This window comes from Methylorubrum populi, from assembly GCF_002355515.1.
GTDB lineage: Bacteria > Pseudomonadota > Alphaproteobacteria > Rhizobiales > Beijerinckiaceae > Methylobacterium > Methylobacterium populi_A.
This window is the reverse complement of the sequence record NZ_AP014809.1, coordinates 4,731,820-4,757,035: the sequence shown is the minus strand read 5'-3', so window position 1 is coordinate 4,757,035 and position 25,216 is coordinate 4,731,820. Positions and strand designations below refer to the sequence as shown.

Below are 25,216 nucleotides of genomic sequence, written 5' to 3'. Positions count from 1 at the left end.
CAAAAAATCGCGTTGCGTTCAGCGCGGCGCCGCGGCCCGGCGCAGGCGGTCGTTGATCGCCTCACCCAGGCCCTCCTCCGGCACAGGAACGACGGCGATGGTCGGCGCGCCCGAGGCGTCGAGCCGGCGCAGGGCCCCGAACAGCCGCGCGGCGGCCTCCGCCGGATCGCCGCGCTCGCTCAGGGACTCGACCGCCGCCGCGCCCTCCAGCCCGGCGGGGCGGACGGCACCGAACAGCAGAACCGCCTCCCCCGGCTCGATGCGCTCCGCGTCGAGCCGCACCCCGGCCCGCGGCGCGTAGTGCGAGGCGAGCAGGCCCGGGCCCACCGGCCGCGAGCCCGGATCCCCCCCCGCCTCGGGGGCAGAGCCCAGGACGGCGGCGATGGCCGCCCGCGTCACCCCGCCGGGGCGCAGCAGCCGGGGCGGTCCGCCGAGGCAGGCGACCACCGACGACTCGACCCCGACCGGGCATGCGCCCCCGTCGAGCACGGCGGCGATGCGGCCGTCGAGATCCGTCAGCACATGGTCGGCGCTGGTGGGGCTGACGCGCCCCGAGCGGTTGGCCGAGGGCGCCGCCACCGGCCGCCCGACCCGCTCCAGCAGCGCCTGGGCGGTGGCGTGGGCCGGCACGCGCAACGCCACGGAATCGAGCCCGGCCCGGGCGAGATCGCAGACCGAGCCGCCGGGGGCCACCGGCACCACCAGGGTCAGCGGCCCCGGCCAGAATTTTTCCGCGAGCCGGAGGGCGGCGGCGTCGAACACGCCCTGGGCCAGAGCGGCGTCCATCGTCGCCACATGGGCGATCAGCGGGTTGAAGCGCGGGCGGCCCTTGGCGGCGTAGATCGCGGCCACCGCCTCCGGATCGGTGGCGTCGGCCCCGAGCCCGTAGACCGTCTCCGTCGGCAGGGCGACGAGACGCCCGGCCCCGATCAGCGCGGCCGCCCGCGCGAGTCCGTTGACATCGGCAGCCAAGCGTAGCGTGGGAGCGGTTGACGGTGGTGCGTCCATGTCGGAGTGGGTGCGAGAATGAGCGGCCGGCCGTAGACCCTCGAGCCACGAGCCGTCAAACGGGATCGCCGCCCTCGAAGGTGCGGCGGGAGGAGCGGTGAGAAGACCATGAGCTATCGCGCGCCCGTCGAGGAGATGGCCTTCACGCTCCGCCACGTCGCGGGGCTCGACGCCGTGCTGGCGCAAAACGGGGCCGAGATCGCGCCCGAGGATGCGCGCGCCATCCTCGAAGAGGCGGGTCGGTTCGCCGGCAACGTCATCGCACCGCTCAACCGCACCGGCGATCGCCACGGCACGCCGTTCTCGGACGGCACCGTCACCACCGCACCGGGCTGGGCTTCCGCCTACCGCGCCTTCGTCGAGGGCGGCTGGAACGGCGTGCTCGCCGACCCCGACCATGGCGGCCAGGGCCTGCCGCACCTGATCGCCGCCGCCTGCACCGAGATGTGGAACGGCGCCAACCTCGCCTTCGGCCTCTGCCCCCTGCTCACCGCCGGCGGCATCGAGGCGCTGGCCGCCCACGGCTCCGACGAGCTGAAGGGCCGCTACCTCGAGAAGCTCGTCACGGGGGAATGGACCGCGACCATGAACCTGACCGAGCCGCAGGCGGGCTCGGACCTCTCAGGCCTGCGCACCCGCGCCGAGGCCAACGGCGACGGCAGCTACCGGATCACGGGCGCCAAGATCTACATCACCTACGGCGAGCACGATCTGGCCGACAACATCTGCCACCTCGTCCTGGCCCGGCTGAAGGACGCGCCGGCCGGCACCCGCGGCATCTCGCTGTTCCTCGTGCCGAAGGTGCTGCCGGACGGGAGCCGCAACGACCTGCGCTGCTCGGGGCTGGAGCACAAGCTCGGCATCCACGCCTCGCCGACCTGCTCCATGGCCTTCGGCGATGGGGGCGGGGCCACCGGCTGGCTGATCGGCGAGGAGAACCGGGGCTTGGCCTGCATGTTCACGATGATGAACTCGGCCCGGCTCAATGTCGGCCTGCAGGGCGTCGGCGTGGCCGAGGCCGCGTATCAGAAGGCCCTCGACTACGCCCGCGAGCGCCGCCAGGGCCGGGCGCCGGGCGCGTCGGAGCCCGTCAGCGCCATCGTGGCGCATGCCGACGTGCAGCGCATGCTGCTGACCATGAAGGCCTACACGGCGGCGGCCCGCGGCATCTGCTACCTCACCGCGCAAGCCCTCGACGCGTCCCACGGCCCCGAGGGGAAAGCGGCGCATGAGCGCGCCTCGCTGCTGACGCCGGTGGCCAAGGCCTTCGCCACCGACATCGCCAACGAGGTCACCTCGCTCGGCGTGCAGGTCCATGGCGGCATGGGCTTCGTCGAGGAGACCGGCGCGGCCCAGCTCATGCGCGACGCCCGCATCCTCGGCATCTACGAGGGCACCAACGGCATCCAGGCGATCGACCTCGTCACCCGCAAGCTGCCGCTCGCCGGCGGCGCCACGGTCGGCGCCCAGATCGCGTCGATGCGGCGGGTGGCGGAGGGCCTCCTGAAGGACGGCGCGCCCGGCTTCGGCCACGCGGCGGCGCGCCTGCGGGAGGGCATCGGCAGCCTCGACCGGGCGACGAGTTTCCTGCTGAAGGCGCTGGCCTCGAACCGGCCGCAGGAGGCGCTCCCCGGCGCCACGCCCTACTTGCGCCTGTTCGGCCTCGTCCAGGGCACCGCCTGCCTCGCGGCGGCGGGGCTCGCGTCGAGCGCCGCCGTGAAGGCGGGCGAGACCGATCCGGCCCATGCCGCGCGCATCGCGCTTGCCCGCTTCTTCGCCGAGAACCTGCTGCCGGCGGCCGGCGGCCTGGAGCAGGCGATCCTGACGGGCGGCGACTTCGCCGACGATCCGGCCTTCGCGCTCGCGGGGTGAGCGCTCACCCCGCCGCGAACGGGCCGTAGCCCGCGTAGAAGACCCGCACGGCTTCCGTGACCCGGTGCCGGATCTCGTCCTCGTCCGGTGCCGCGCCCGCGTTGAACAGCAGCCGCGTCAGCATCCCGGCTTGGCAGAGCTGCAGGAAGTGCTTGGCGGCGAGATCGGTGTCGGCGACGGAGAGGCGCCCGGCCGCGACCTGGGCATCGAGATAGGCCTTGAGCCGCCCGACCCCGCAGGCCGGGCCCGCCTCGTAGAAGGCCTGCCCGAACCGGGGAAACTTCTCGCAGGCGCCGATCACCATGCGGATGATCGAGACGTGCTCCGGCCGCGCCATCATCGCGAGGTAGCTGGTGCCGAGCCGCGTCAGCACGGCGCGCACGTCCGCGTCGTCCTCGTCGAGCCGGAACAGGTTCTCGGCCAGCCCCGCCTTGGCCTCGGTGGTCAGGGCCTCGAACAAGGCCTCCTTGCTGTCGAAATAGACGTAGAGCGTGCCCTTCGACACGTTCGCGGTCTTGGCGATCTCGCCCATGCTGGCGCCGTCGAAGCCCGACGCCATGAAGACCTGGCGCGCGCCCTCTAGGATCTGCCGGCGCTTGTCGCTCTCGCCGGCTGAGGCCGCCTGCGGGGCTGCCGGCCCCCGCTCCCGTATCGCCGCGTCCGCCATCACACCGACTTGCCACTCATTCGCGTTGACCGAACCGTTCAGTCAGTGATAACTAGCCTTCGAATACCGACGGCGTCAACCTGACCCGCCGAGTGACCGAACGGTTCGGTCAATGGATGTCTGGGACTTCAGCCATGTCGCTGCGTGAGTCGCTTCGTGAGGACTCCGCCCGGTCGGAGACGGGTGGGGAGCGCGTCGAGGACGAGCGGGCTGAGGGCGGCCGCGCGCCGGCCCTGCCCTCCACCGTCGTGGCCGCGCCAGCCGCGCCCCTGGCCGCGCCGGTGCAGCCCGCATCGCCGGCCAAGCCCCGGCGCCCGCTGCGGCGGGCGGTGCTGGGCCTCGTACTCTGCGCGGCGCTCGGCGGCGGCGCCTATGCCGGCTGGGACTGGTGGACGGTCGGGCGCTTCTTCGTCAGTACCGACGACGCCTATGTGCAGGCCGACATCTCGGTTCTGGCCGCCAAGGTCTCGGGCTATCTCGAGGCGGTGCCCGTGGTGAACGGGCAGGCGGTGAAGCGGGGCGACGTCATCGCCCGGCTCGACGACGGCGATTACCGCCTCGCGGTGACGGCGGCGCAGGACAAGCTCGCCACCCAGGAGAGCACCATCGCCCGGATCGGCCGGCAGGCGGAAGCGGCGCAGGCGCAGGTGCTGCAGAGCGTGGCCCAGATCGATGCGGCCAAGGCCGACGCGGTGCGGGCGAGCGCCGACTATGCCCGCGCCACGGGGATGCAGGCCGATTACGTCGCCAAATCCCGTCTTGATCAGGCCAAGGCCGACCGCGACCGCACCGACGCGGCGGTGAAGTCGGCCGAGGCCGCCCTCGTCGCGGCGCGGGCCAATGTCGAGGTGCTGAAGGCGCAGACGCGCGAGGCGGAAAACCTCGCCGCGGAGCTGCGCACCGCCGTCGACCGGGCGCAGCGCGACCTCGACTTCGCGGTGATCCGCGCGCCCTTCGACGGCGTCGTCGGCAACAAGGCGGTGGAGGCCGGCGCCTACGTCTCGCCGGGCTCGCGCATCGCCGCCCTGGTGCCGCTGAAGAGCGTGCGGGTCGATGCGAACTTCAAGGAGACGCAGCTCGCCCGCGTCCGGCCCGGCCAGGAGGTCCATATCCACGTGGACGCCTATCCCGACCGCGACATCGTCGGCACGGTGGAATCGCTCTCGCCCGCCTCCGGCTCGGTCTTCAGCCTGCTGCCGCCCGACAACGCCACCGGCAACTTCACCAAGATCGTGCAGCGTCTGCCCGTGCGCGTCCAGGTGCCCGAGGACGTCGCCCGCGAGGGCCTGCTGCGGCCCGGCCTGTCCGTCGTGGTGCGGGTCGACACCCGCGAGGGCGCCGACGCGCCGGTGCAGAAGCTCGCCGCCCGGCGCTGAAACCTTGCGCGGCCTGCAGGAGCGGGCCGCCTGAACCACCCGTTCCACCCGAGCCTCATCCTGAGATGCCCGCGTCGGCGGACCTCGAAGGATCCTCCGGATCCCGCGCGATCCCCGCAACACCCTTCGAGGCCTCCGCTTCGCTGCGGCACCTCAGGAGGAGGGTGTGAGGGGAGCTCCGCACCAACGACCCTTCCGAGGCGCCCCATGGCCGCCACCGCGACCCTCGCCGCAAGTCCCGCCGCCGACCCGCCCATCGACCGCCGCCGCATGGTGGCGTTCCTGTGCATGGTGTTCGGGATGTTCATGGCGATCCTCGACATCCAGATCGTCTCGGCCTCGCTCAACGAGATCCAGGCCGGCCTCTCGGCCTCGGGTGACGAGATCCCCTGGGTGCAGACGAGCTACCTCATCGCCGAGGTGATCTCGATTCCGCTCTCGGGGACCCTGTCGCGGGTGCTCTCGACGCGCTGGATGTTCTCGGTCTCGGCCGGCGGCTTCACGCTGATGAGCCTGATGTGCGCCACCTCCTCGTCGATCGACGAGATGATCGTCTGGCGCGCGCTCCAGGGCTTCATCGGCGGCGGCATGATCCCGACCGTGTTCGCCGCGGCCTTCACGATCTTCCCGCCCTCCAAGCGCTCCATCGTCTCGCCGATGATCGGCCTCGTGGCGACGCTGGCGCCGACCATCGGCCCGACCATCGGCGGCTACCTCACCGACCTGTTCTCCTGGCACTGGCTGTTCCTGATCAACATCGTGCCGGGCATCTTCGTCACGGTCTCGACCTTCCTCCTGATCGATTTCGACCGGCCGAATTTCGACCTGTTGAAATCCTTCGACTGGGCCGGGCTCGCCTTCATGGCAGGCTTCCTCGGCTGCCTCGAATACGTGCTGGAGGAGGGCCCGAACCACGACTGGCTGCAGGACGAGGCGGTGTTCGTCTGCGCCCTCGTCTGCACCGTGTCAGGCCTGGCCTTCTTCGCCCGCGTCTTCACCGCGCGCCAGCCGATCGTCGATCTGCGCGCCTTCTCCGACCGCAACTTCGCCGCCGGCTGCATCTTCAGCTTCGTGATGGGCATCGGCCTCTACGGCCTGACCTACCTCTACCCGGTCTATCTCGCCCGGGTGCGCGGCTACTCGGCGCTGCAGATCGGCGAGACGATGTTCGTCTCAGGGCTGTGCATGTTCGCCACCGCCCCGATCGCGGGCAAACTCTCGGCGAAGCTCGATCCGCGCATCATGATGGCGATGGGTTTCTCCGGGTTCGCCGTCGGCACCTGGATCGTCACCGGGCTGACCAAGGATTGGGACTTCTGGGAGCTGCTCTGGCCCCAGGTGCTGCGCGGCTGCTCCTTGATGCTGTGCATGATCCCGATCAACAACATCGCGCTCGGCACCCTGCCGCCGGAGCGGATGAAGAACGCGTCCGGCCTGTTCAACCTCACGCGCAACCTCGGCGGCGCGGTGGGGCTGGCGCTGATCAACACGATCCTGAACGCCCGCTGGGACCTCCACCTCACGCGGCTGCACGAGCGCTTCACCTGGGCCAACAGCGCCGCACTGGAGCGGCTCGACGCCATGCGGCGCCAGTTCGAGGTGTTCGGGGGCGACGCCAACGGCATGGCGCTGAAGGCGCTCAACAACACCGTGCGGATCCAGGGACTGGTGATGAGCTTCGAGGACGTGTTCCTCGTCCTCACCGTGCTGTTCTTAGGCATGGCCTGCGGCACGCCGCTGATCCGCCGCCCGCGCGCGGCCGCGCCCGCCGGTGCGGGGCATTGAGGGCAGTCGAACCTTCGGGGAACCTACATTGAAGGCGGCGCCTACGCCGCCTTCACCCCCGCGGCACGGTCCGGGATGACGATGCGGAAGCGGGCGCCGCCGGCGGTCTCGTCGAGGCAGAGGGTGCCGCCGTTGAGGCGGACCAGTTCCGAGGCGATGGCGAGGCCGAGGCCGGTGCCGCCGGCCCGGGTCGAGCCCTGGAAGGCGGCGAACAGGTTGGCCTTGGCCCGCTCGGGCACCCCGGGGCCGTTGTCGCTCACGAGGACCGTGACGGAGCCCGCGCCGGGCGGTCCGACCCGGACACCCTCGATCAGCACGGTGCCGTCCGCGGTCCTGGCCGCGGCATGGGCCTGGACCGCGTTGCGCACGAGGTTGGTCAGCGCCCGCAGGAGCTGTTCGGGATCGGCGTCGATCTCCAGATCCGGCGCCGCGCGCACCTCCACGCGGATGTGGGCGGCGGGCATCAGGTCGGCGAGGTCGGTCAGTTCCTCGAGGAGGGGGCCGAGCGCCACCATGCGGCGCTGCGGGTTCGGCTCCGTGGCGCGGCCATAGGCGAGCGTCGCCTCGCAGAAGCGGATCGCCCGGTCGAGGGTCTCCACGAGGCGCGGCGCGACGCGCTGGACCAGGGGGTCGGAAACGCTTTCGAGCCGGTCGCCGAGGAGCTGGGCGGTGGTGAGCAGATTGCGCAATTCGTGGTTGATCTTGCTCACCGAAAGGCCGAGCTCGGCCAGCCGCCGCCGCTGGCGCAGCTCGCCGCCGAGCGCCACCTGCATCCGGGCGAGCGCGTTCTCCGCCTGCCCGATCTCGTCGCTGCGCGCCGAGCGCCGGGCCACGAGGTCGGTGCGCTCGGGATCGTCGGCGAAGGCGGCGATGTCGCGGGCGAGCCGGACCACCGGCCGCACGATCGCCCGCTGGAGCACGAAGAAGACGAGCCCGGCCGCCAGTACCGCGATGATGAGGCAGGCGACGAGCAGCCGGAGCGAGAAATCGGCCAGGGCCGCCCGCAGAGGCCCCTCGTCGAGCAGAACCTCGACGGCATCGAAACCGTCCTGCCCCGGCCCGATCGCCCGGATCGGCGCCTCGGTGGGAAGGAACAGCGTCCGGAAGGCGCCGCCGACCGAGCCGGTCAGGCCGCGCTGGCGCAGATCGACCGTCTCGGCGACGGCGGACGGTGCCGGCCCGTCGGTGAGGTAGCGCCACGTCTCGCCGACCCGCACGGCGATGGCGCGGGCGCCGACGCCCATCAGCAGGCGCCGGGCGGTCTCGTCGGGGACCTGACCCTCGGGCGCCGCGTTCAGCACCAGGGCGGCGACCCGTGCCGCCGCGACCCGGTCGGACAGCCGCGACAGCCGGTAGGTCGCCACGGCCGGGACGTAGATCAGGATCTCGGCCAGGACGACGAAGGCCACCGTCAGCAGGAACAGGCGGCCCGAAAGGCCCAGGCGCCCGAACCAAGCGAAGGCGCGCGCGCGCGGCGGCGTCGTGCCGGCCGGTGCCTCGATATGCCAGGGCAAGGCGGCCGTTGCCGCCGAATCATTCTGCGCCGCGTCCGCCGGCTTCGATGGCCGGCCAGGAAACGGAAGGCGGGGCCGTTTCAAGCGTCACCCGTCGTTGTGTCGTCCAATCGCAGTCCGAATGGCGCGCCCCCTCTAACGCCCCCCTAGCGCACAGGTTGCGCGGGTGTCCGGCGACGCGCGCCATTCGCTTGTGCGCAAGTCTTATGCGCGAAGCGTCCGCCGCTCAAGCCGTCGGCGCAGATAAACCGTCAAAAGAGCAAATCCTGCCAGGGCCGCCAGGGCCGCCACCATTCCGGGCGTCACCAGCGCGCGCAGATCGATGCTCTTCGAACAATCCGTTCCTCCATCGGCGAGGCAGGCCGCCTTCGCCGCGTCGCGGGTCGCCAGCAGATCCTCGAGACCGGCGCCGAGCCCGGCATAGATGAAGGCGCCCGGCGTCAGGCCAACCAGGGTGGCGAGCGCGAAGGTGCGCAGGCGGACGCCGAACGCCGCCGGGGCGACGTTGGTGATCCAGTAGGGAAAGATCGGCAGCAGCCGCAGGATCAGGATGTAGCCGAAGCCGTCGCGACGGAAGCCCTCCGCGAAGCGACCGATCCGGGGTCCGGCCTTGCGCCGGATCAGGTCCCCGGCGGCGTAGCGCCCGACCGAGAACACGATCGCCGCGCCCGTCGTCGACGAGCCGATGGCCATCAGGGCTCCGGTCACGGGGCCGAACAGCAGCCCGGCCAGCACCGTGAGCACCAGCGTCGCGGGCAGCGAGACCACAACCGAGCCGACATAGACGAGGCAGGCCAGCGCGATCGCCCGAATCCGGTCCTCGGCGATGAGCGTCTGGAGCCAGACCCGCGATTCGGAGAGCCGGTCGAGGTCGAGGAGGTGGGCGCCGCCTGAGGCGAGGATGCCGACGGAGAGCGCGGCCAGGATCAGGAGCGGGAGCCAGCGCAGCCAGGGCCGGCGCGGCCCCGGCGTCCCGCCGGACTCGGGATGCTGCTCACGCGGCCGGTCATGCGGCCGGACGCCCTCCCCGCCCCGTGGCGTCATCGGCCTGCCTCCGCCGGACGGTGTTCGCCTGCCAGCCCTCAGCCCCGCTTGCGCATCCGCAGGATCTTGAAGAACCCGCCGGGGAAGGTCGGCGCGAGGCCGACAACCTCGACGCCGTTGCGCTGGGCCCAGGCCTCGATCCGCGTCGCCTTGAAGTCCGAGGACCAGCCGATCTTGGTACAGAGCGGCGCGACGATCTCCTCGACCCGCGCCACCGGACCGTTCGATTGGCCGAAATGGTTGGCGAGCACGATGCCGCCGCCGGGACGCACCACGCGCAGGAACTCGGAGAGCGCGGCCTCCGGGTTCGGCACCAGGGTGATGAGGAACTGCGCCACCACCGCGTCGAAGCTCGCATCGGCATAGCCGAGGCGGCACACATCCATGACCTGAAGGCCCTTGACGTGGGTCAGCCCCTTGCGCCGGACTTTTCCGCGGGCGCGCTTGAGCATGTCCTCGGACAGATCGACGCCGCAGACGAAGCTGTCGCGGGGATAGTAGCCCAGCGACAGGCCGGTGCCGACGCCGGCCTCCAGCACCCGCGGCCCGTGGGCGACGGCCGCCTCGACGGCGGCACGGGCGGCCGGCTCGGTCAGCTTGTCGTAGACGACGTCGTAGACCGGCGCCCAGCGGGCATAGGCCTTGCGCATCAGCTCGGTGGTGGGCCCGGCCTCGGGCGCCCGCTCGCTCAGCATGTAACCGTCACCCTCTCAATCTGTCCGGCCTCAAGCGCCGGCAGCCGCCTCCGCGGCTTCGGCTCTCGCAATTTCGTTCCGCATCGTCCCCTCCCGAAAGCCGGCAACCACTTTCGGGACGATGCTCGAGCCCCCCTCGGCGTGGCCGAGGCCGCTCCGCGGGCGCTCTTCGCGCCTGTCGAGCGGTCCAATCGCTCGCAGAGCGATTGCAGGGTCTTGAAAACCTGAATCCGCGCGGCGTGAGGCGCCCCCATCAGGCGGCCTCGGCGGCGCCTGCCTGCAACGCGCCGATGCGCCGGATGGTGCCGCCGCCGAGCACCTGCGCGCGCGGGCCGTCATCGGCGTAGATCACGCAGGCCTGTCCCGGCGAGACCCCGTCCTCGGGAACGACCAGCTCGATCTCGGCGCACGCCTCGGCCACGTTCCACGACAGGCGCGCCGGCCGCGGCTCGCGGGTCGAGCGCACGCGCACGGCCACCGACCGGTCGCCGATCTCTTCCGGCGCGCCGTCGCCGAGCCAGTTGAGGTCGGCCAGACGGATGCGGCGGGTGGCGAGCGCCGCCCGCGGGCCGACCACGACGCGGGCGGTCTCAGGTTCGAGCCGCACCACGTAGAGCGGCTCGCCGACCGACAGCTTGAGGCCGCGGCGCTGGCCCACGGTGTAGTGGATGATGCCCTCGTGCTCGCCGAGCCGGCGCCCGTCGAGATCGACGATCTCGCCGGGCCGGGCCGCCTCGGGCCTCAGCTTGGCGATCACGTCGGCATAGCCGCCCTGCGGCACGAAGCAGATGTCCTGGCTATCGGCCTTGTCGGCAACGGCGAGGCCCAGATCCCGGGCAAGCGCGCGGGTCTCGTCCTTGGGCCGCTCGCCCAGGGGAAAGCGCAGGAAGGCGAGCTGCTCGGGCGTCGTGGCGTAGAGGAAGTAGCTCTGGTCACGGGCCGGATCGAGGGCACGGTAGAGGGCACGCCCCCCCTGCGGCCGCGGCCGGCTCGCGACGTAGTGGCCGGTGGCCAGCGCCTCGGCGCCGAGATCCCGGGCCATGCCGAGCAGATCGCGGAACTTGACCGAGCGGTTGCACTCGACGCAGGGAATCGGTGTCTCGCCCGAGAGATAGCTCTCGGCGAAGCGGTCGATCACCGATTCGCGGAAGCGGTCCTCGTAGTCGAGGACGTAGTGCGGGATGCCGAGCGTCTCGGCGACCGCCCGCGCGTCGTGGATGTCGCGTCCGGCGCAGCAGGCGCCCTTGCGGTGGGTCGCCGCGCCGTGGTCGTAGAGCTGGAGCGTGACGCCGACGACGTCGTAGCCCTCGCGCTTCAACAGGCCGGCCACCACCGACGAATCGACGCCGCCCGACATGGCGACGACGACGCGCGTCTCGTGCGGGGGCTTCGGGAGATCCAGCGAGTTCATGGCCGGTGATGAGGGCCGGTTGCCGGCCGTTGGCGGAGCCTTCGGGCGCGCGCGGACCTGCGGAGCCCGGACGCATGTCCGGTGTCTATAGCGATCCCGATCCGGACTTTCCAGGGATGGCGGGTCCGAGAGCAGACCTGTGGCGCGCATCGCCTCCCCGGCGCGGCCGGCAAATCCTGCCGGGAGGACGGCAGATCCGACCGGGCCGGCGCGCGACGTCGCCCGCGCGGTCGAAATTTCTTCATGGATATCAGCGTCTTGGAGAATTCCGCCGGTGGCGCGCGGATTGCTGTGATCGCCCGCGGCTTCGGCCCGGCAGGATGAGGACGGCATCGTGGTTTCGCGCGCAGATCTGGCGGAGGTGTTTTTCAGACAGACCCTGCGGCCCGCCGCGTCCACGGGGCGCGGGAGCGAGGGCACCGGGCGCTTCAGCCTGGAGCCTGCGGAGCGGAAACCGGCGGCCCCGGCCCGGCCCGCCCTCCGCCGCGACGAGACCGCCTCCACCCGGGACGATGCCGCCAGGACGGATCGGAGGCAGGCGGCGAGAACCGAGGCCGCCAGGACCGAATCCGCCAAGACCGAATCCGCCGAGGCCGGAACCTTGAAGCCCGGAAGCTCGAAGACCGGAAGCGCCAGGGCCGACGGGGCGGAGAGCTGGCAGTCCGGAGCATCGCCGGAGAGCCGCGCGCAGTCCGCTCCCGGCCGCACCGCCCCGCTTCCGGCAGGTCATGCGCGGGACGGCCGGGAGGCCGCGTCGGCGCGGGCGCCGGGCGCGGCCGGGGATTCGAACCCGCAGAGGCCGGAACGCCCGGCCGAAGGCGAGGCGGCTCAAGGGGCCCTGCAGGAGGCGGCCGCGGAAAAGGCTGCGGAAGGCGCCGCCGCGCAGGAGGCCGGGGCCGTCGTCCAATCCGAGGACGAGACCCGGGACCAGGACGAGACCGATGCCGCGGCGTCGGAGGCCGCCGATCCCACCGCCCTCCTCTCGCCGCCGCCCGCTCCCGCACCGGCTGCGGCGGTGACGGGACCGGCCGCGGGCGCGGCCGGCGAGAGCACACCCGTGGCGGGCGGGCCCAGCGGGACGGCCGCGACCGGAAAGACCACGAAAGCGGGCGCGGCCGATGCACCCGCCTCCGCTCCGGGAACGGCCGGCTTCGAGGCGGCGCTCGACGGGATGCAGGCCGCGGCCCCCTCGCCCGCTCCGGCCGCCGGCGCTGCAGCCCCCCCGACACCGCCCGGCATCAACGGCGCCGGCCCCGCGCCGGGGATGCAGGCCGCCCAGGCAACGGACGCCGCGGCCGCGACGCCTCAGCCCGCGACGCCGCCGATTCCCCTCGGCGCCGTGCCGATGACGATCGGGCTGCGCTCGCTATCGGGCATGAACCGCTTCGCGATCCGCCTCGACCCGGTCGAACTCGGCCGCATCGACGTGTCGCTCGACCTCGACAAGGCGGGCGGCAAGGCCCGGGCGCATCTCGTCGTGGACCGGCCCGAGACCCTTGCCCTGCTCCAGCGCGACGCAGGCTCCCTGCAGCAGGCGCTGGCGCAGGCGGGCTTCGACGTCGGCGCGGAGGCGGGCGGGATCGATCTGTCCCTGCGCGGCGAAGCGGGATCCCAGGGCGGCCGGGACGGCGAGCCGGCCTCCCGGGGGCATTCCGGCGGAGGGCCGGCCGGGCGGGACGAGAAGCCCGCGCCCCTCGACCCCGTTTCCCTGCGGCACCTGCGCGCCGCCAGCGGCCTCGACATCCGAATCTAGAGCGTCGTCGCGGACGACGCTCTAGGCCCCTGTTTTCGCATACCCCTTCCCGAAGGCCGGCAACCGCCATTCGGGACGATGCCCCAAGGACGACGCCATGGCCTCCGGGATCACCAGCAGCACAAGCATCACCGCCACCGGTGCCGCCTCGACCACCGACACGAAGTCGATCGCGGGCAACTTCACGCAGTTCCTGACGCTGCTCACCACGCAGCTCAAGAACCAGAACCCGCTCGATCCGCTCGACACCAACCAGTTCACCCAGCAGCTCGTGCAGTTCGCGGGCGTCGAGCAGCAGCTCAAGACCAACGCCTCGCTGGACACGATCCTGACCAACTCCAAGGCCGCATCAGCCTCCTCCGCCTCCGGCCTGATCGGCCGGACGATTACGGCCGACGGCGCCTCGACCGATCTCGCGGACGGCAAGGCGACCTGGACGCTGACCCCGGAACGGGCCGCCGCCAAGGCTGTCATCACCATCAAGGCCAGCGACGGCACCGTGGTGGCCACCAAGACCACGACGCTCAAGACCGGGGCGCAATCCTTCGCGTGGGACGGCACCGCGACCTCGGGGCTCGCGGCCAAGGACGGACGCTACACGATCACCGTCGATGCCCTCGATACGACGGGCACGCGGGTCAACGTCGACACCAAGGTGACCGGCACCGTGGACGGCGTCGACCTCAGCGGCTCTGAACCGGTGCTGACGATCGGCTCGGCGCGCGTCCCGGCCTCAAGCGTCAAAACGCTTTCTGCGCCAGCGTCTTGATGCATTGCAGCATCGAGGAAAGCGAAATTGTCCACATCCGTTAACAACGAACGAATCGCATTCGAACGGCCGACTTCAAGAACTTTTAAGCGGACGCAAGTAGCTTCCCTCTCGACAGGTCAGTCGAGTGTAGAGCGTATCATGACCGAAACACCCCGGCCCCGCGTGAAGTATGTGATTGGGCCCGACGGCAGCCCCCTGACGATCGCCGATCTTCCCCCCGTCACCACCCGCCGTTGGGTCATCCGCCGCAAGGCCGAGGTCGTCGCCGCCGTCCGCGGCGGCCTGCTCAGCCTGGAGGAGGCCTGCCAGCGCTACACGCTGACCACCGAGGAATTTCTGAGCTGGCAGTACTCCATCGACCAGCACGGTCTGGCCGGCCTGCGCACCACGCGCATCCAGCATTACCGCCACTGAGTTTTTAACACCATCGATCCGACCGTTGCGCATGCCTGTTCGCGCAACGCATGAGGAGCCGCCTCCGGAGCACCGGGGCGGCTCTCGTCGTTTCCGGGACTATCGGCCGGATCGCGCCGGCCGCGACTTCGTGAACGGCAGGGCCTCGGCGTTAACGCCTCGCTAACCACGCACCGGGCAATTCTTGCCGGGCGGTCGCGCATTCCTCGCGGCCGCATCCGCTGTCCTCAGGCGTGCCGGCCCGTGAAACCCATCCTCGATCTGGTGACGAAGCTCGGGCCCGCGCGCATCGCCGCGATGGCGGCCGTGACGCTGACGCTGGTCGGCTTCTTCGCCTTCGTGATTCTGCGTGTCTCGCGGCCCGATATGGGCGTGCTGTTCTCCGACCTGTCGATGCAGGATTCCTCCGCCGTGATCCGCGAGCTCGACGCCCGCGGCATCGCCTACGAGACCAAGGGCGACCTCGGCCAGACCGTGCTCGCCCCCCGCGCCGACTTGGCCAAGCTGCGCATGGACTTCGCCGGCAAGGGCCTGCCGGCGCAAGGCGGCATCGGCTACGAGATCTTCGACAAGGGCGACGCCTTCTCCTCGACGAGCTTCGTCCAGAACGTGAACCACCTGCGGGCGATGGAGGGCGAGCTCGCCCGCTCGATCCGCGCCATCGGCCGGGTCCAGGCGGCCCGCGTCCACCTCGTCATCCCCGAGCGCCGCCTGTTCGAGCGCGACCGCGAGGCACCCTCGGCGGCCATCGTCGTCAAGCTGATGGGCGACCTCGACCCGAGCCAGGTGCGGGCGATCCGGCATCTCGCCGCCTCGGCGGTCGAGGGCCTGAAGCCCGAGCGGGTCTCGATCGTCGACGAGCGCGGGCGGCTGCTGGCCGACGGCGCCCGCGGCGCGGAGAAGGACGGGGCCGGCGCCCTGGAGGAGCGGCAGACGGGCATCGAGCGGCGGATGCGCTCGCAGATCGAGGAGATCGTGGCCGGCATCGTCGGCCAGGGCCGCGCCCGGGTGCAGGTCACCGCCGAACTCGACCTCAACCGGGTCGAGAGCCGCTCGGAGAGCTTCGACCCCGAGAGCCGCGTCGTCCGCTCCACCCAGACCCGCTCGGAGAATTCGCTCACCGGCGGGACGGAGGGGCAGGTCAGCGTCGGCAACGAGCTGCCGGGCGCCAACCAGAACCAGGCCCAGCCGCAGCAGAAGGATTCCTCGCAGAAGAACGAGGAGGTCACGAATTACGAGATCTCCCGCGTCACCAAGGTCGAGACCCTGGAGGGCGGGCGCCTCAAGCGCCTCTCGGTGGCGGTGCTGGTCGATGGCGTCTACGCCCCCGGGGCCGACGGCAAGCCCGCCTACCAGCCGCGCTCCGACGCCGAGATCGCGCGCATCACCGCGCTGGTGCGCACCGCGGTCGGCTACGACAAGGCCCGCGGCGATCAGGTCGAGGTGGTCAACCTGCGCTTCGCCGAGACCCCGGCCGCTCCCGAATTCGCCGAGCCCGGCCTGATCCAATCCTTCCTGAGCCCGAGCAAGGAGGACGTGATGCGCCTCGTGGAGCTCGTGGTCCTGAGCCTGCTCACCCTGGTCGTGCTGATGGCGGTGGTGCGCCCGCTCCTGCGCCGCGTGCTCGAAGCCGAGGAGCCAGTGGCGGCGCTGGCCGGCCCGGCGGGAGCGCTGGCGCTGGCCGGGGCGGCCGGCGAGGGGCCGGTCGAGATCGCGGTGCGCGAGAACAGCACCAACCGGTTCCTCGAATCGGCGAAGATCAACGGCCAGATCCAGGCCGAGACCGTGGAGCGCGTGGTCGACATGGTGCGGGCGAGCCCGACCGAGACCGTCGAGGTGCTCCGCAACTGGATCCACGATTCCTGATGCGCGCCGAGACCAGCCATAGCCGGACGAGAGGAGCGAATTCGTGTCCGCGGGCGTAAACTTCAACGCTGCCATGGAGAGCCTCGACGCCTCGAAGGCCTTCGCCGAGATGCCGGGCCCGCAGCGCGCCGCCGCCCTGCTGCTGCTGCTCGGCGAGGAGGAGGGCGCGCCGATCTGGCAGCGCCTCGACGAGGACGAGATCAAGCTCGTCAGCCACGCCATGGTGCAGCTCGGCTCGCTGGAGGCCGCCACCGTCGAGCGGCTGATCGTCGATTTCGTGTCGCGGCTGTCCTCGGGCGGCGGCATCACCTCGAACTTCGAGCGCACCGAGTCGCTCCTGCTCAAGATCTTCCCGCCCGAGCAGGTCTCCTCGATCATGGCGGAGATCAAGGGCGCGTCGGGCAAGCGCGTCTGGGCGAGCCTGACCCAGATCGATCCCGAGATCCTCGCGAACTTCCTGCGCAACGAGTACCCGCAGACGGTCGCCGTCGTGCTGTCGAAGGTGCGGGCCGACTACGCCGCCAAGGTGCTCACGATCCTGCCGGAGGAGTTCGCCATCGACGTGCTCAACCGGATGCTGCGCATGGAGACGGTGCAGAAGGAGGCCCTGCGCCACATCGAGGAGACGCTGCGCACCGAGTTCGTCTCGACCATCGCCCAGACCACGCGGCGCGACGCGCACGAGCTCATGGCCGAGGTGTTCAACGCCTTCGACCGGCAGACCGAGACCCGGTTCCTCGCGGCGATCGACCAGGCCAACCGCGGCTCGGCCAAGAAGATCCGCCAGCTCATGTTCACCTTCGAGGATCTCTTGAAGCTCGATCCGGGCTCGGTCCAGACCCTGATGCGCAAGGTCGACAACGACACCCTGTGCCGGGCGCTGAAGGGTGCGGACGAGCGGGTGCGGGCCTTCTTCATGAGCCAGATGTCGACCCGCGCCGCCAAGAACCTCAACGACGAGATGGGCTCGATGGGGCCGATCCGCCTCAAGGAGGTCGATGAGGCGCAGGCCAAGATGACGGAACTCGCCAAGGATCTGGCCGAGAAGGGCGAGATCATGATCGCCAAGAACGGCGGCGAGGAGGAGTTGGTCTATTGAGCGCGCGCGCCTCCCGCCCCTTCCTGTTCGACACCGATTTCGGCCGCCCGCGCGGCCCCTCCCCCGCCGACGCGGAGGCCTCGGCCCGGGCCGAGGCCGAACGCGCGGCGGGGGAGGCGGCCGCCTATGCCCGCGGCCTCCAGGACGGCCGCTCGGAGGCCGCGCTCCAGGAACAGGCCCGGCTCGCCGACGCCCTGACCCGGGTCGGGCTCGCCGCCGCCGGCCTCCTCAACCAGTCCGACCTCCGCGACGGCGAGCGCGAGGCGCAGGCACTGGCCTTCGCGCAGGCGCTGGCCCGCCGGATCGCGGGCGAGGCCCTCGACGCGCGCCCGCTGGCGGCGGTGGAGGAGGCGGCCCGCTCGGCGCTGCGGCACCTGCGCGGCGTGCCTCACCTCGTATTGCGGGTGAACGAGACCCTGGTCGACGAGGCGGAGACGCTGATGCGGCGCCTGTCGCGCGAGCACGGCTTCGAGGGCCGCCTCGTGGTGCTGGGCGAACCCGACATGGCGCCGGGCGATGCCCGGCTCGAATGGGCCGACGGCGGCATCGTGCGCGAGCGCGCCCGCATCGAGGCCGCCGTTGAGTCCGCCCTCTCCCCCAATTTCGCAAGCGCGGAGGCCTGAGCCCGATGTCGAGCGACGATTTCAGCCTGCCCCAGCTCAACGAGGGCGACCTGCCCTACGACGAGGGCGGCGCGGCCTCCGTCCGCGACGCGCCGACGAGCCCGAAGAGCGCGGCGGACCTCGAACAGGTCTTCGACGTGCCGGTGGTAGTCTCGGCGGTGCTCGGCTCGTCGCGCATGCCGATCGGCGACCTGCTGCGGCTCGGCCCCGGCGCCGTGCTCGAGCTCGACCGCAAGGTCGGCGAGGCGATCGACGTCTTCGTCAACAACCGCCTCGTCGCCCGCGGCGAGGTCGTGCTGGTCGATGAGCGCCTCGGCGTGACCATGACCGAGATCATCAAGAACGATCACTGATCCTTTGGTGTGCCGATCCCGGCCGCGCCGGGATCGGCACGTCCGGCGGACGGCCGCCGCCCCGCCGTCGCGGGAGCGGCCTGCGATGAGGGATCATCGTAGGCCGGGCGAGCCACCTGAACCGGAAGAATTTCGGAGATACCACGCCATGCGGCTGCTCATCGTCGGACGGCTCTCGGGCGAACTCGTCACCGCCTCGAAGATCGCGATGCACCGGGGGGCCTCGGTCACCCACGCGGACGGGATCGACCAGGGCCTCGCGGCCCTGCGTGCCAAGGGCGGCGACCTCGTCATGGTCGATGTCGGCCTCGACATCCGCCGGCTGGTCCAGGCCCTGGCCGACGAGCGCATCCGCACGCCGGTGGTGGCCTGCGGCATCGCCTCCGACGCCCGCGCCGCAGTGGCGGCGATCCAGGCCGGCGCCAAGGAATACATCCCCCTCCCCCCCGATCCGGAGATGATCGCGGCGGTGCTGGAGGCGGTGGCGGCCGACGCCCGCAGCTTCGTCTGGCGCGACCCGTCGATGGAGCGCGTGGTGCGGCTCGCCGAGCAGGTCGCCCGCTCGGAGGCCTCGGTGCTCATCACCGGCGAGAGCGGCACCGGCAAGGAGGTCTTGGCCCGCCACGTCCACGCCAAGTCGAACCGGGGAAACCGTCCCTTCGTCTCGGTCAACTGCGCGGCGATCCCCGAGGCGCTGCTCGAATCCGAGCTGTTCGGCCACGAGAAGGGCGCCTTCACCGGCGCGATCGCCCGGCGCATCGGCCGGTTCGAGGAGGCCCATGGCGGCACGCTGCTCCTCGACGAGATTTCCGAGATGGACGTGCGGCTGCAATCCAAGCTCCTGCGCGCCCTGCAGGAGCGGGTGATCGACCGGGTCGGCGGCGCCGCGCCCGTCAAGGTCGATATCCGCGTGCTCGCCACCTCGAACCGCAACCTCGCCGAGGAGGTGAAGAAGGGCACGTTCCGCGAGGACCTGTTCTACCGCCTCAACGTCGTGCATCTGCGCCTGCCGCCCCTGCGCGAGCGGCTGGCCGACATCCTCGAACTCGCCACCCACTTCGCCCGCAAATACGCGGAGCTGAACGGGCTGCCGCTGCGTCCGCTGGCCCGCGACGCGCAGGCGCTGGTCGCCCGCAACCCCTGGCGCGGCAACGTGCGCGAGTTGGAGAACACGATTCACCGCGCGGTGCTGCTGGCCCAGGGACCCGAGATCGGCCCCGATGCGATCCTGAGCCCGGAGGGCGAGTCGCTCGCAGCGCCTCCCGTTCCCGGCCCGGTCGAGCGGGCGGCGAGCGCGGCGGAGGCGGCGACCCGCGGGCTCGTCGGGCGCACCGTGGCGGATGTCGAGCGCGACCTGATCCTCGACACCCTCGACCATTGCCTCGGCAACCGGACGCATGCCGCGAAAATCCTCGGCATCTCGATCCGGACCTTGCGCAACAAGCTCAACGAGTATGTCGAGGCGGGCGTGCAGGTGGCCGAGCCCGGCGGCGTGCGGGCGGTTGCCGCCTACGGCTGAGGCCGACCGGATCGGCGCGAGACCGCGAACCGGTCCTATGACACCAGCGCCGCGGAGACAGCGGGCGGCAGCGCCGCGCCGCGCATCGGTGAGAGGATCCGCGCACGCCCCCGACTCAGCCGTCCGGCGGCATGGAACGAGACAGCGGCGGCGAGCAGGCCGGCGACGCAATCGCAGGCGTAGTGGGCACCGTGCGTCACCGCCGAGACCGTCATCACGGCGTTCAGCAGGACCACGGGCCAGCGCAGACGCTCGAGCGGCCAGAAGGCGGCCGTGACGAGATAGGCCACTGCGCAGTGGAGCGACGGGAACGAAATCACGGGTCCGACCTCCTCCAGGCGGACGATGCGCAGCGTGCCCTCACGCAGGGCGTGCAACTCCGCGAGCGGTGTCGCGCCCTGGAGTAAGAGATGTGCCTTGTCCGATCCGACGAGACCTGCGGCGCCCTCGGCCGGCAGCAGGGCACTGACGGCCACCGTAATCAACACGCATAGGATGAAGGACGCGACGAAGCGGTCGGCCCGGCGGATCTCGCCGAGGATCGCCAGGATGACGGGCGCCGCACTCAGCTGCAGGAAGAAGGTGTCGTAGGCCAAACTCAAAATGGCCATCACGACATCCTTCTCGACCATGAAGGATTGAACCATCATCCAGTCGAAGCCGAATGCGCGATCGATCCCGACGAAGAGATCATCCCGCAGCGGCAGGCCGAAGGATTGAACACCGTAAGCAAGAGCGCAGGTGACAGGAAGCTGGATGGTCAACACGGCCGAGAGCGTGACGGCAGCGTTGAAACGGGGCCGGCAAGACGATCCGGCGCTCAAACAGATGACGCCGGCGAGCATCGATACCGGCGCGAGCCACTGAAAGTGAGGGATGCGGATCCACACCCCGGTCAGACCCTGAAGACTCAAGGCGGCGAAAACCGACAGGCAGAGCAGGCCGCAGGTCGGCAACGACAGGCCGGCAGCCTCCACCATCCGAATCGGAGAGATGCGCAGGAGATGCATGGGACGCTCGCTCGCGGGACGTCGCGATTTCGCGCGAGAGACGTTGTGGCTCCCCTTATAACAACCCTGAGATCATAACATTTGCAAGTTTTTGACGCGAAACGTCCGCGCGGCCATGTCCGGCCGACAGCCGGGGAAGCCCGGCCCAAGTCGGTCCCCGCAGGTCGGGGAAGTCATGCATTTGAGCGTCGGGCCGGCGGCGCGCGGGAGAGGGGCGTGTCGCCCTGCGGCGCGCAGGCCGACGCCTCACGGCTTCTTGGCGAACTGCGCCTCGTACTCGGCGTTCTGCGCCGCCCGCGCCTGCTCGATCCGGCGCAGGGTGAGGAAGCGGACGATGTCGAACTCGACGTCGCGGATCGTCTCCTCGATCAGGTGGCGCTGCAGCAGGATGCGGGGATCGTCCCCGGCCAAGTTCTCGCGATCCTGCAGCCGCTGCACCGCCTGGCGGACCACGGTATAGACCTGTTCGCGCTCCTCCCGGCTCATGGACGGGCTGACGGCGCGGGCGATGAGGTCGGTGAAATCCGCCATGCCAATCGTTCGATTCGAGCCGTCCGCCGCTCAGAGCCGGTTGTCGTTGACCGCCGCGGTCACGAGCGAGACCGAACTCCACAGGACGGTGAAGCAGAACAGGGCCGCGAACAGGGCGTAGAACGGGGCCGGGTATTCCGAGTAGGTCGGCAGCAGGGGCGGGACGAAGGTCGCCAGATAGATCTGCTGCTTGGCCGCCGCGATCCGGGCGCGGTCGAGGATGAGTTGCATCGAGGCGTTGAGCTTCTCCGCCACGGTCTGCTCGACCATCAGGCTCTCGTATTCGAGCAGCGCCTGGGTCAGGTTGTGCTCGGAATTCGAGACGATGCCGTCGGTGGTGAGGCGGCTCTGCAGGTCCTTGATCTGGCCGTCCAGCGCGCCGACGGTGGCCACGAGCACCTGGATGCCGCGGCTCTTCTCGTCGAGCTTGGAGTCGCGCAGGACGCGCAGGTCGTTCTCCGCCTTGATCTTGTCCTTGCGCAGGAGCTCGATCGTGGTCACGGCGGCCTCGGCCGACTTGATCGGGTCGATGATGCCCCACCGGTTGCGGAACTCCTGCAGAGCGACCCGCGCCTGCTTGAGCCGCTCGGCGGTCTGCTCCACTTCCTTCTTCGCGTTGGTGATCATGTCCTCCTGGGCCCGGCGCGAGATGCCGTTGACCAGGGTCTCGGAGCGGGCGATCACCTCCTGCGAGATCGCGACCGCATCCTCGGGCTTGAAGGCACGCACCTTCAGGTGGATCACGCCGGAGATCGCATCGATCTGCGGAATCACGTGCCGGCGCCAGTAGCGCACCAGCTTTTCGACCGGCTGGTCCGCGTCGTAGCGGGCCCAGAAATCGATCCCGCCTTCCGAGAACATCTTCGCCAGGCCGAGCTTGGCGTCGACGGCCTCCACCATCGGCCGGCTGCCGATGTAGTCGCGCAGGATGAAGCTGTCCTGGCTGTTGTGCTTCAGGATCAGGTCGGTGTGCAGGCCGAGCTCGGCGCTGGCCATCGGCTCGACGTTGCCGCGCACGGCGAACTGCGACTCGACGATGTATTGCGGAGAGGCGATCACAAAGACGTAGAGCCCGACCACCGCGGTCGGCACCAGCGCGAACAGGCAGTAGCTGCGGAACAGCCGCTTGGCCATCCGCTCGGGCGGGCGCGCCTCCCGCGGCCGAAGGCCGGGCAGTCGGGTCCATTCGAGGGTGCGGCGCGCCCGCTCGACCAGCGCGCCGCCGAGCCGCCGGCCCGGCGCGACCGGCTCGATCGTCTCGGCGTTGCGCCGCAGATCCGGCACGGAGCGCCGGGCGAGATCCATGAGCGACTGGACGCTCGGGCTCGGCCGGACCCTGGTCGCCTGCTTGACCTCGTCGTCGGAACTCATCGAATGGGGGTCCTCACGGATCCTCGGCCGGAGCGCGCCCGCGCGAGATGCCTCGCGCCCGGTCCCTCGCGATATGCTCGGGCAAGGCGCACAGGCAAGGCGCACGGGCAAGGCTCTTCGGCAAGCTCGAGCGGCATCCTGTCTGGTGGTTCAGGTCACGTTCTTTTCGGCCCTTTTTAAGGCGCGGCGATCCGCCGGGATTGCGCCCCGGGCGGGGGGACTGCGATACCGCCCCGGACATTAGGGCGCGGCCCGAATCGAGCGGCCGGACGGGAGGATATGTGGGACGGCGGCAGGATCCGGGCGGGGCGGCCCGCGAGACCCAGGGTGAGACGGCGCGGGGCGGGACGACCGGAGCCGGGATGGCCGAGGCCAGGACGGCGAAGGCGGGCTTCTCGGACCTCGTGCTGGTCTGCCGCAAATGCGCCAAGCGCCAGGGCGTGGACCGCAAGCGGATCGGCCGCGCCGTCAAGCGGGCGCTCAAGCAGGGTGCGCGCGACACGGGCTCCACCAAGCGTGCCGGCAAGGTCCGGCTGCTGGAGACGGGCTGTCTCGGGCCCTGCCCCAAGCGGATGCTGACTCTGGCCACGCCGGACTCCCTGGCCCGCCGCCGCGTCATCCTCGTCGATCCGGCGCTCGAGACCCTCGCCGCCGAGGCGCTCGTCCTCGCGCCCCTGCTCCCGCCGAGGGCGGCCCGTACGTCGCCCGGCGCGGCGAGCCCGGACGATCCGGCCGATGGAGCGGGAAATGGTTGAAGCCCCCGCACGCAGCCGGGAGCGCCCCGCCGAGCGGCGGCTGCCGCAGCGCCTCCTGCACGGACTGCTGCGCCGGCTGCCGCTGATCGGCACCCTGGTCGGACTCGGGCTGGGCGTCTGGCTCGTCACCACCAACGACCTCGCGGCGATCGGGGCGGCGTTCGGACGGATCGGGGTGGCGGGGCTGGCCGCCATCGTGGGCGTGCGGGCGGTCATCGTGCTGCTCTGCGGCCTCGCCTGGTCGAGCGTGCTGGCCGGCATCCCCCCCTCCGGCCGGATCCGGACGGGGGCGGCCTCGGCCGGGCTTTCGGTCAAGCCTCGGGTCGAACCGCCTGTCGAAACCGGCGCCTTCGTGATCCTGCGCTTCGTACGCGAGGGCGTGAACGTGCTGCTGCCGGTCGCCTCGGTGGGCGGCGAGGTGGTGGGGGGTCGCCTGCTGACCTTCTGGGGCGTCGCGGGCAGCCTCGCGGCGGCCTCGCTGCTCGCCGACATGCTGATCCAGGTCGCGACGCAGGTGGCCTTCACCGGGCTCGGCGCCGCCCTGCTCTGGCGGCTGCCGGGCGAGGCCGCCGCCGCGCTCGCGTGGTGGACGACGCAGGCCGCCGCGGTGGCGGTGGCGGCGGTCGCCGCCTTCTTCGCCCTGCAGACCCTCGGCGCGGCGCGGGGACTGGAGCGGCGCCTCGCCGGCCTCGGCCGCCGCTTCCTGCGCTCGGCGGCTCCGGAGGGGGCGAAGCCGGAGGGGGGCGCGGCGAGCATCCTCTCGGTGCAGGAGGCCCTCGACGCGGTCTGGGCGCGGGGCCGGCGCGGACGCATCGCCCAGTCGGTCACCCTGCACGCCGTGGCATGGGGGCTCGGCGCGGCGGAGATCTGGATCGTGCTCGCCTGTATCGGGGTCGAGGTCAGTCTGACCGAGGTCTTGGTGCTGGAATCGCTGTCGCAGGCGATCAAGTCGGCGGCCTTCGCGGTGCCGAGCGGGCTCGGCGTGCAGGAGGGCGGCTTCGTCGTGGTGGGCGCCCTGTTCGGGCTCGATGCCGGCACCGCGATCGCCCTGTCGCTGGCCAAGCGCGTCCCCGACGTGGTCCTCGGCCTGCCCTCGCTGATCGTCTGGCAGATCCTGGAAGCGAAGCGGACGCAGGTGCTGGCACCGCCCTGAATCGGGATTTCGAACGGGCGAGCCCGTTCGCGGATCCGGAGCGGAGACCTGGAACGGCCCCTCAGCCCTCGCCCGACACGAGCCACCCCCGCATCGCCTCGAAGGTCGCGATCCCGGCGGCGAAGGCCGCGGCGGCGTCCGCTTCCGGGAGCCCGTCCAGCCGCTCGCGGAAGCTGCGCCAGAGCGGACCGGTGTCCCGACCGCGGCCCGCGTAATAGGCCAGCGGCACGCCCTCCCCGTGCAGGCGGGCGACGTGGCGGCCGATGACGGCGCCGCCGAGCGTCGAGCCCTCCAGCACGTAGAGCGCGCCGAGCGCCGCGCCCGGCCCGTCGAGCCGGGGCGCGGCGGGGGCGGATGGAGTGTCGGGCGCGCGCCTGTCGAGGGCGTGCAGATCCGCATCGAGAGCCGGGAGGCGCCGCCGGGGATCGAAGAAGGGTGCGTCCGCGAGCGCGGCGCCGATCGCCGGCTCGTAGGCGGCGTGGAAGCCGCGCAGGCGGACCAGCAGGTCGCGGTAGCCGGGCAGCGTCGCCACCCGCGCCTCCCAATCGAGGTCGCGCTCCAGCGCCTCATGGGCCGCGGCCGTGGCTTCCCGCAGGCGGGCGTGCAGGCTGTCGCTCAAGGAGGG

General features: G+C 71.4%; 23 protein-coding genes. 13 read left to right on the top strand and 10 right to left on the bottom strand.

All coding sequences use genetic code 11. The features are described 5' to 3' along the window. Positions 1-18 precede the first annotated feature (18 nt). Positions 19-1,008, bottom strand: a complete 990-nt coding sequence (locus MPPM_RS21970; RefSeq protein ID WP_096486873.1) for an L-threonylcarbamoyladenylate synthase — start codon at positions 1,006-1,008, stop codon at positions 19-21. 108 nt (positions 1,009-1,116) lie between these two features. Between MPPM_RS21970 and MPPM_RS21965 the strand changes: the two genes are divergently transcribed. Next, a complete protein-coding gene (locus MPPM_RS21965) occupies positions 1,117-2,880 on the top strand; it encodes an acyl-CoA dehydrogenase (protein WP_096486872.1) in 1,764 nt (587 codons plus the stop codon). Between the two features lie 4 nt (positions 2,881-2,884). Here MPPM_RS21965 and MPPM_RS21960 read toward each other — a convergent pair whose 3' ends face one another. Beyond that, positions 2,885-3,547, bottom strand: coding sequence for a TetR/AcrR family transcriptional regulator (locus MPPM_RS21960; RefSeq protein WP_096486871.1), 663 nt, complete (start codon positions 3,545-3,547; stop codon positions 2,885-2,887). 134 nt (positions 3,548-3,681) lie between these two features. Between MPPM_RS21960 and MPPM_RS21955 the strand changes: the two genes are divergently transcribed. Together MPPM_RS21955 and MPPM_RS21950 are read left to right on the top strand one after the other, a co-directional pair. After that, complete coding sequence (locus MPPM_RS21955) at positions 3,682-4,923, top strand: HlyD family secretion protein (protein ID WP_096486870.1); 1,242 nt, start codon at positions 3,682-3,684, stop codon at positions 4,921-4,923. Between the two features lie 207 nt (positions 4,924-5,130). After that, positions 5,131-6,708, top strand: a complete 1,578-nt coding sequence (locus MPPM_RS21950) for a DHA2 family efflux MFS transporter permease subunit (RefSeq protein ID WP_096486869.1) — start codon at positions 5,131-5,133, stop codon at positions 6,706-6,708. Between the two features lie 41 nt (positions 6,709-6,749). Here the strand turns inward: MPPM_RS21950 and MPPM_RS21945 are convergent, their stop codons facing one another. From MPPM_RS21945 to mnmA, 4 genes are all read right to left on the bottom strand, one after another. Then, complete coding sequence (locus MPPM_RS21945) at positions 6,750-8,306, bottom strand: sensor histidine kinase (RefSeq protein ID WP_096486868.1); 1,557 nt, start codon at positions 8,304-8,306, stop codon at positions 6,750-6,752. A 120-nt stretch (positions 8,307-8,426) separates the two neighbouring features. After that, positions 8,427-9,266 carry a TVP38/TMEM64 family protein gene (locus tag MPPM_RS21940; protein WP_096486867.1) on the bottom strand — a complete coding sequence of 280 codons (840 nt, stop codon included), beginning with the start codon at positions 9,264-9,266 and terminating at the stop codon, positions 8,427-8,429. Between the two features lie 38 nt (positions 9,267-9,304). After that, on the bottom strand, positions 9,305-9,961 hold the full coding sequence (locus tag MPPM_RS21935; protein ID WP_003606502.1) for a class I SAM-dependent methyltransferase: 657 nt from the start codon (positions 9,959-9,961) through the stop codon (positions 9,305-9,307). Positions 9,962-10,214: 253 nt separating this feature from the next. Then, positions 10,215-11,372 (bottom strand): tRNA 2-thiouridine(34) synthase MnmA, encoded by a 1,158-nt coding sequence (mnmA, locus tag MPPM_RS21930; protein WP_096486866.1) that lies wholly within the window; start codon positions 11,370-11,372, stop codon positions 10,215-10,217. 334 nt (positions 11,373-11,706) lie between these two features. On the opposite strand from mnmA, the gene MPPM_RS21925 reads away from it, so the two are divergent. From MPPM_RS21925 to flbD, 8 genes are all read left to right on the top strand, one after another. Then, positions 11,707-13,125: a flagellar hook-length control protein FliK gene (locus MPPM_RS21925; RefSeq protein WP_096486865.1), complete on the top strand. Its 1,419-nt coding sequence runs from the start codon at positions 11,707-11,709 to the stop codon at positions 13,123-13,125. A 97-nt stretch (positions 13,126-13,222) separates the two neighbouring features. Further along, entirely contained in the window at positions 13,223-13,894 is a 672-nt protein-coding gene (locus MPPM_RS21920; protein ID WP_096486864.1) for a flagellar hook assembly protein FlgD, read from the top strand. Positions 13,895-14,035: 141 nt separating this feature from the next. After that, complete coding sequence (sciP, locus tag MPPM_RS21915) at positions 14,036-14,311, top strand: CtrA inhibitor SciP (RefSeq protein ID WP_009865968.1); 276 nt, start codon at positions 14,036-14,038, stop codon at positions 14,309-14,311. Between the two features lie 243 nt (positions 14,312-14,554). Then, entirely contained in the window at positions 14,555-16,177 is a 1,623-nt protein-coding gene (fliF, locus tag MPPM_RS21910) for a flagellar basal-body MS-ring/collar protein FliF (RefSeq protein ID WP_096486863.1), read from the top strand. Positions 16,178-16,220: 43 nt separating this feature from the next. Further along, a complete protein-coding gene (fliG, locus tag MPPM_RS21905) occupies positions 16,221-17,276 on the top strand; it encodes a flagellar motor switch protein FliG (protein ID WP_096486862.1) in 1,056 nt (351 codons plus the stop codon). Then, the gene (locus tag MPPM_RS21900; RefSeq protein ID WP_096486861.1) at positions 17,273-17,899 is read left to right on the top strand and encodes a FliH/SctL family protein; all 627 of its coding nucleotides are present in this window, start codon (positions 17,273-17,275) and stop codon (positions 17,897-17,899) included. Before fliG ends, MPPM_RS21900 begins: the two co-directional genes overlap by 4 nt. A 5-nt stretch (positions 17,900-17,904) precedes the next feature. Next, a complete protein-coding gene (gene fliN / locus MPPM_RS21895) occupies positions 17,905-18,252 on the top strand; it encodes a flagellar motor switch protein FliN (protein ID WP_017484076.1) in 348 nt (115 codons plus the stop codon). Between the two features lie 148 nt (positions 18,253-18,400). Then, positions 18,401-19,771: a sigma-54-dependent transcriptional regulator FlbD gene (gene flbD, locus MPPM_RS21890; RefSeq protein WP_096486860.1), complete on the top strand. Its 1,371-nt coding sequence runs from the start codon at positions 18,401-18,403 to the stop codon at positions 19,769-19,771. Positions 19,772-19,806: 35 nt separating this feature from the next. Here the strand turns inward: flbD and MPPM_RS21885 are convergent, their stop codons facing one another. The 3 genes from MPPM_RS21885 to MPPM_RS21875 all read right to left on the bottom strand — a co-directional run bounded on the left by MPPM_RS21885 (position 19,807) and on the right by MPPM_RS21875 (position 22,683). Beyond that, the gene (locus MPPM_RS21885) at positions 19,807-20,781 is read right to left on the bottom strand and encodes a phosphatase PAP2 family protein (RefSeq protein ID WP_096486859.1); all 975 of its coding nucleotides are present in this window, start codon (positions 20,779-20,781) and stop codon (positions 19,807-19,809) included. A gap of 246 nt (positions 20,782-21,027) precedes the next feature. After that, positions 21,028-21,312: a hypothetical protein gene (locus MPPM_RS21880; protein WP_096486858.1), complete on the bottom strand. Its 285-nt coding sequence runs from the start codon at positions 21,310-21,312 to the stop codon at positions 21,028-21,030. A gap of 30 nt (positions 21,313-21,342) precedes the next feature. Then, positions 21,343-22,683, bottom strand: coding sequence for a KpsE/RkpR family capsule polysaccharide export protein (locus MPPM_RS21875; RefSeq protein WP_096486857.1), 1,341 nt, complete (start codon positions 22,681-22,683; stop codon positions 21,343-21,345). Between the two features lie 281 nt (positions 22,684-22,964). On the opposite strand from MPPM_RS21875, the gene MPPM_RS21870 reads away from it, so the two are divergent. Together MPPM_RS21870 and MPPM_RS21865 are read left to right on the top strand one after the other, a co-directional pair. Continuing rightward, positions 22,965-23,438: a hypothetical protein gene (locus MPPM_RS21870; RefSeq protein WP_096486856.1), complete on the top strand. Its 474-nt coding sequence runs from the start codon at positions 22,965-22,967 to the stop codon at positions 23,436-23,438. Further along, a complete protein-coding gene (locus tag MPPM_RS21865; protein ID WP_096486855.1) occupies positions 23,431-24,591 on the top strand; it encodes a lysylphosphatidylglycerol synthase domain-containing protein in 1,161 nt (386 codons plus the stop codon). Before MPPM_RS21870 ends, MPPM_RS21865 begins: the two co-directional genes overlap by 8 nt. Before the next feature lie 61 nt (positions 24,592-24,652). On the opposite strand, the gene MPPM_RS21860 is transcribed toward MPPM_RS21865, so the two are convergent. Continuing rightward, positions 24,653-25,210: a biliverdin-producing heme oxygenase gene (locus MPPM_RS21860; protein ID WP_096486854.1), complete on the bottom strand. Its 558-nt coding sequence runs from the start codon at positions 25,208-25,210 to the stop codon at positions 24,653-24,655. Positions 25,211-25,216: the final 6 nt, after the last annotated feature.

Coding starts and splice junctions, on each gene's coding strand:
- MPPM_RS21875 (WP_096486857.1), bottom strand. CDS start 22,683: ATGAGTTCCGACGACGAGGTCAAGCAGGCGACCAGGGTCCGGCCGAGC.
- sciP (WP_009865968.1), top strand. CDS start 14,036: ATGACCGAAACACCCCGGCCCCGCGTGAAGTATGTGATTGGGCCCGAC.
- MPPM_RS21880 (WP_096486858.1), bottom strand. CDS start 21,312: ATGGCGGATTTCACCGACCTCATCGCCCGCGCCGTCAGCCCGTCCATG.
- flbD (WP_096486860.1), top strand. CDS start 18,401: ATGCGGCTGCTCATCGTCGGACGGCTCTCGGGCGAACTCGTCACCGCC.
- MPPM_RS21885 (WP_096486859.1), bottom strand. CDS start 20,781: ATGCATCTCCTGCGCATCTCTCCGATTCGGATGGTGGAGGCTGCCGGC.
- MPPM_RS21955 (WP_096486870.1), top strand. CDS start 3,682: ATGTCGCTGCGTGAGTCGCTTCGTGAGGACTCCGCCCGGTCGGAGACG.
- MPPM_RS21960 (WP_096486871.1), bottom strand. CDS start 3,547: ATGGCGGACGCGGCGATACGGGAGCGGGGGCCGGCAGCCCCGCAGGCG.
- MPPM_RS21970 (WP_096486873.1), bottom strand. CDS start 1,008: ATGGACGCACCACCGTCAACCGCTCCCACGCTACGCTTGGCTGCCGAT.
- MPPM_RS21920 (WP_096486864.1), top strand. CDS start 13,223: ATGGCCTCCGGGATCACCAGCAGCACAAGCATCACCGCCACCGGTGCC.
- MPPM_RS21965 (WP_096486872.1), top strand. CDS start 1,117: ATGAGCTATCGCGCGCCCGTCGAGGAGATGGCCTTCACGCTCCGCCAC.
- MPPM_RS21950 (WP_096486869.1), top strand. CDS start 5,131: ATGGCCGCCACCGCGACCCTCGCCGCAAGTCCCGCCGCCGACCCGCCC.
- MPPM_RS21940 (WP_096486867.1), bottom strand. CDS start 9,266: ATGACGCCACGGGGCGGGGAGGGCGTCCGGCCGCATGACCGGCCGCGT.
- mnmA (WP_096486866.1), bottom strand. CDS start 11,372: ATGAACTCGCTGGATCTCCCGAAGCCCCCGCACGAGACGCGCGTCGTC.
- fliN (WP_017484076.1), top strand. CDS start 17,905: ATGTCGAGCGACGATTTCAGCCTGCCCCAGCTCAACGAGGGCGACCTG.
- MPPM_RS21865 (WP_096486855.1), top strand. CDS start 23,431: ATGGTTGAAGCCCCCGCACGCAGCCGGGAGCGCCCCGCCGAGCGGCGG.
- MPPM_RS21935 (WP_003606502.1), bottom strand. CDS start 9,961: ATGCTGAGCGAGCGGGCGCCCGAGGCCGGGCCCACCACCGAGCTGATG.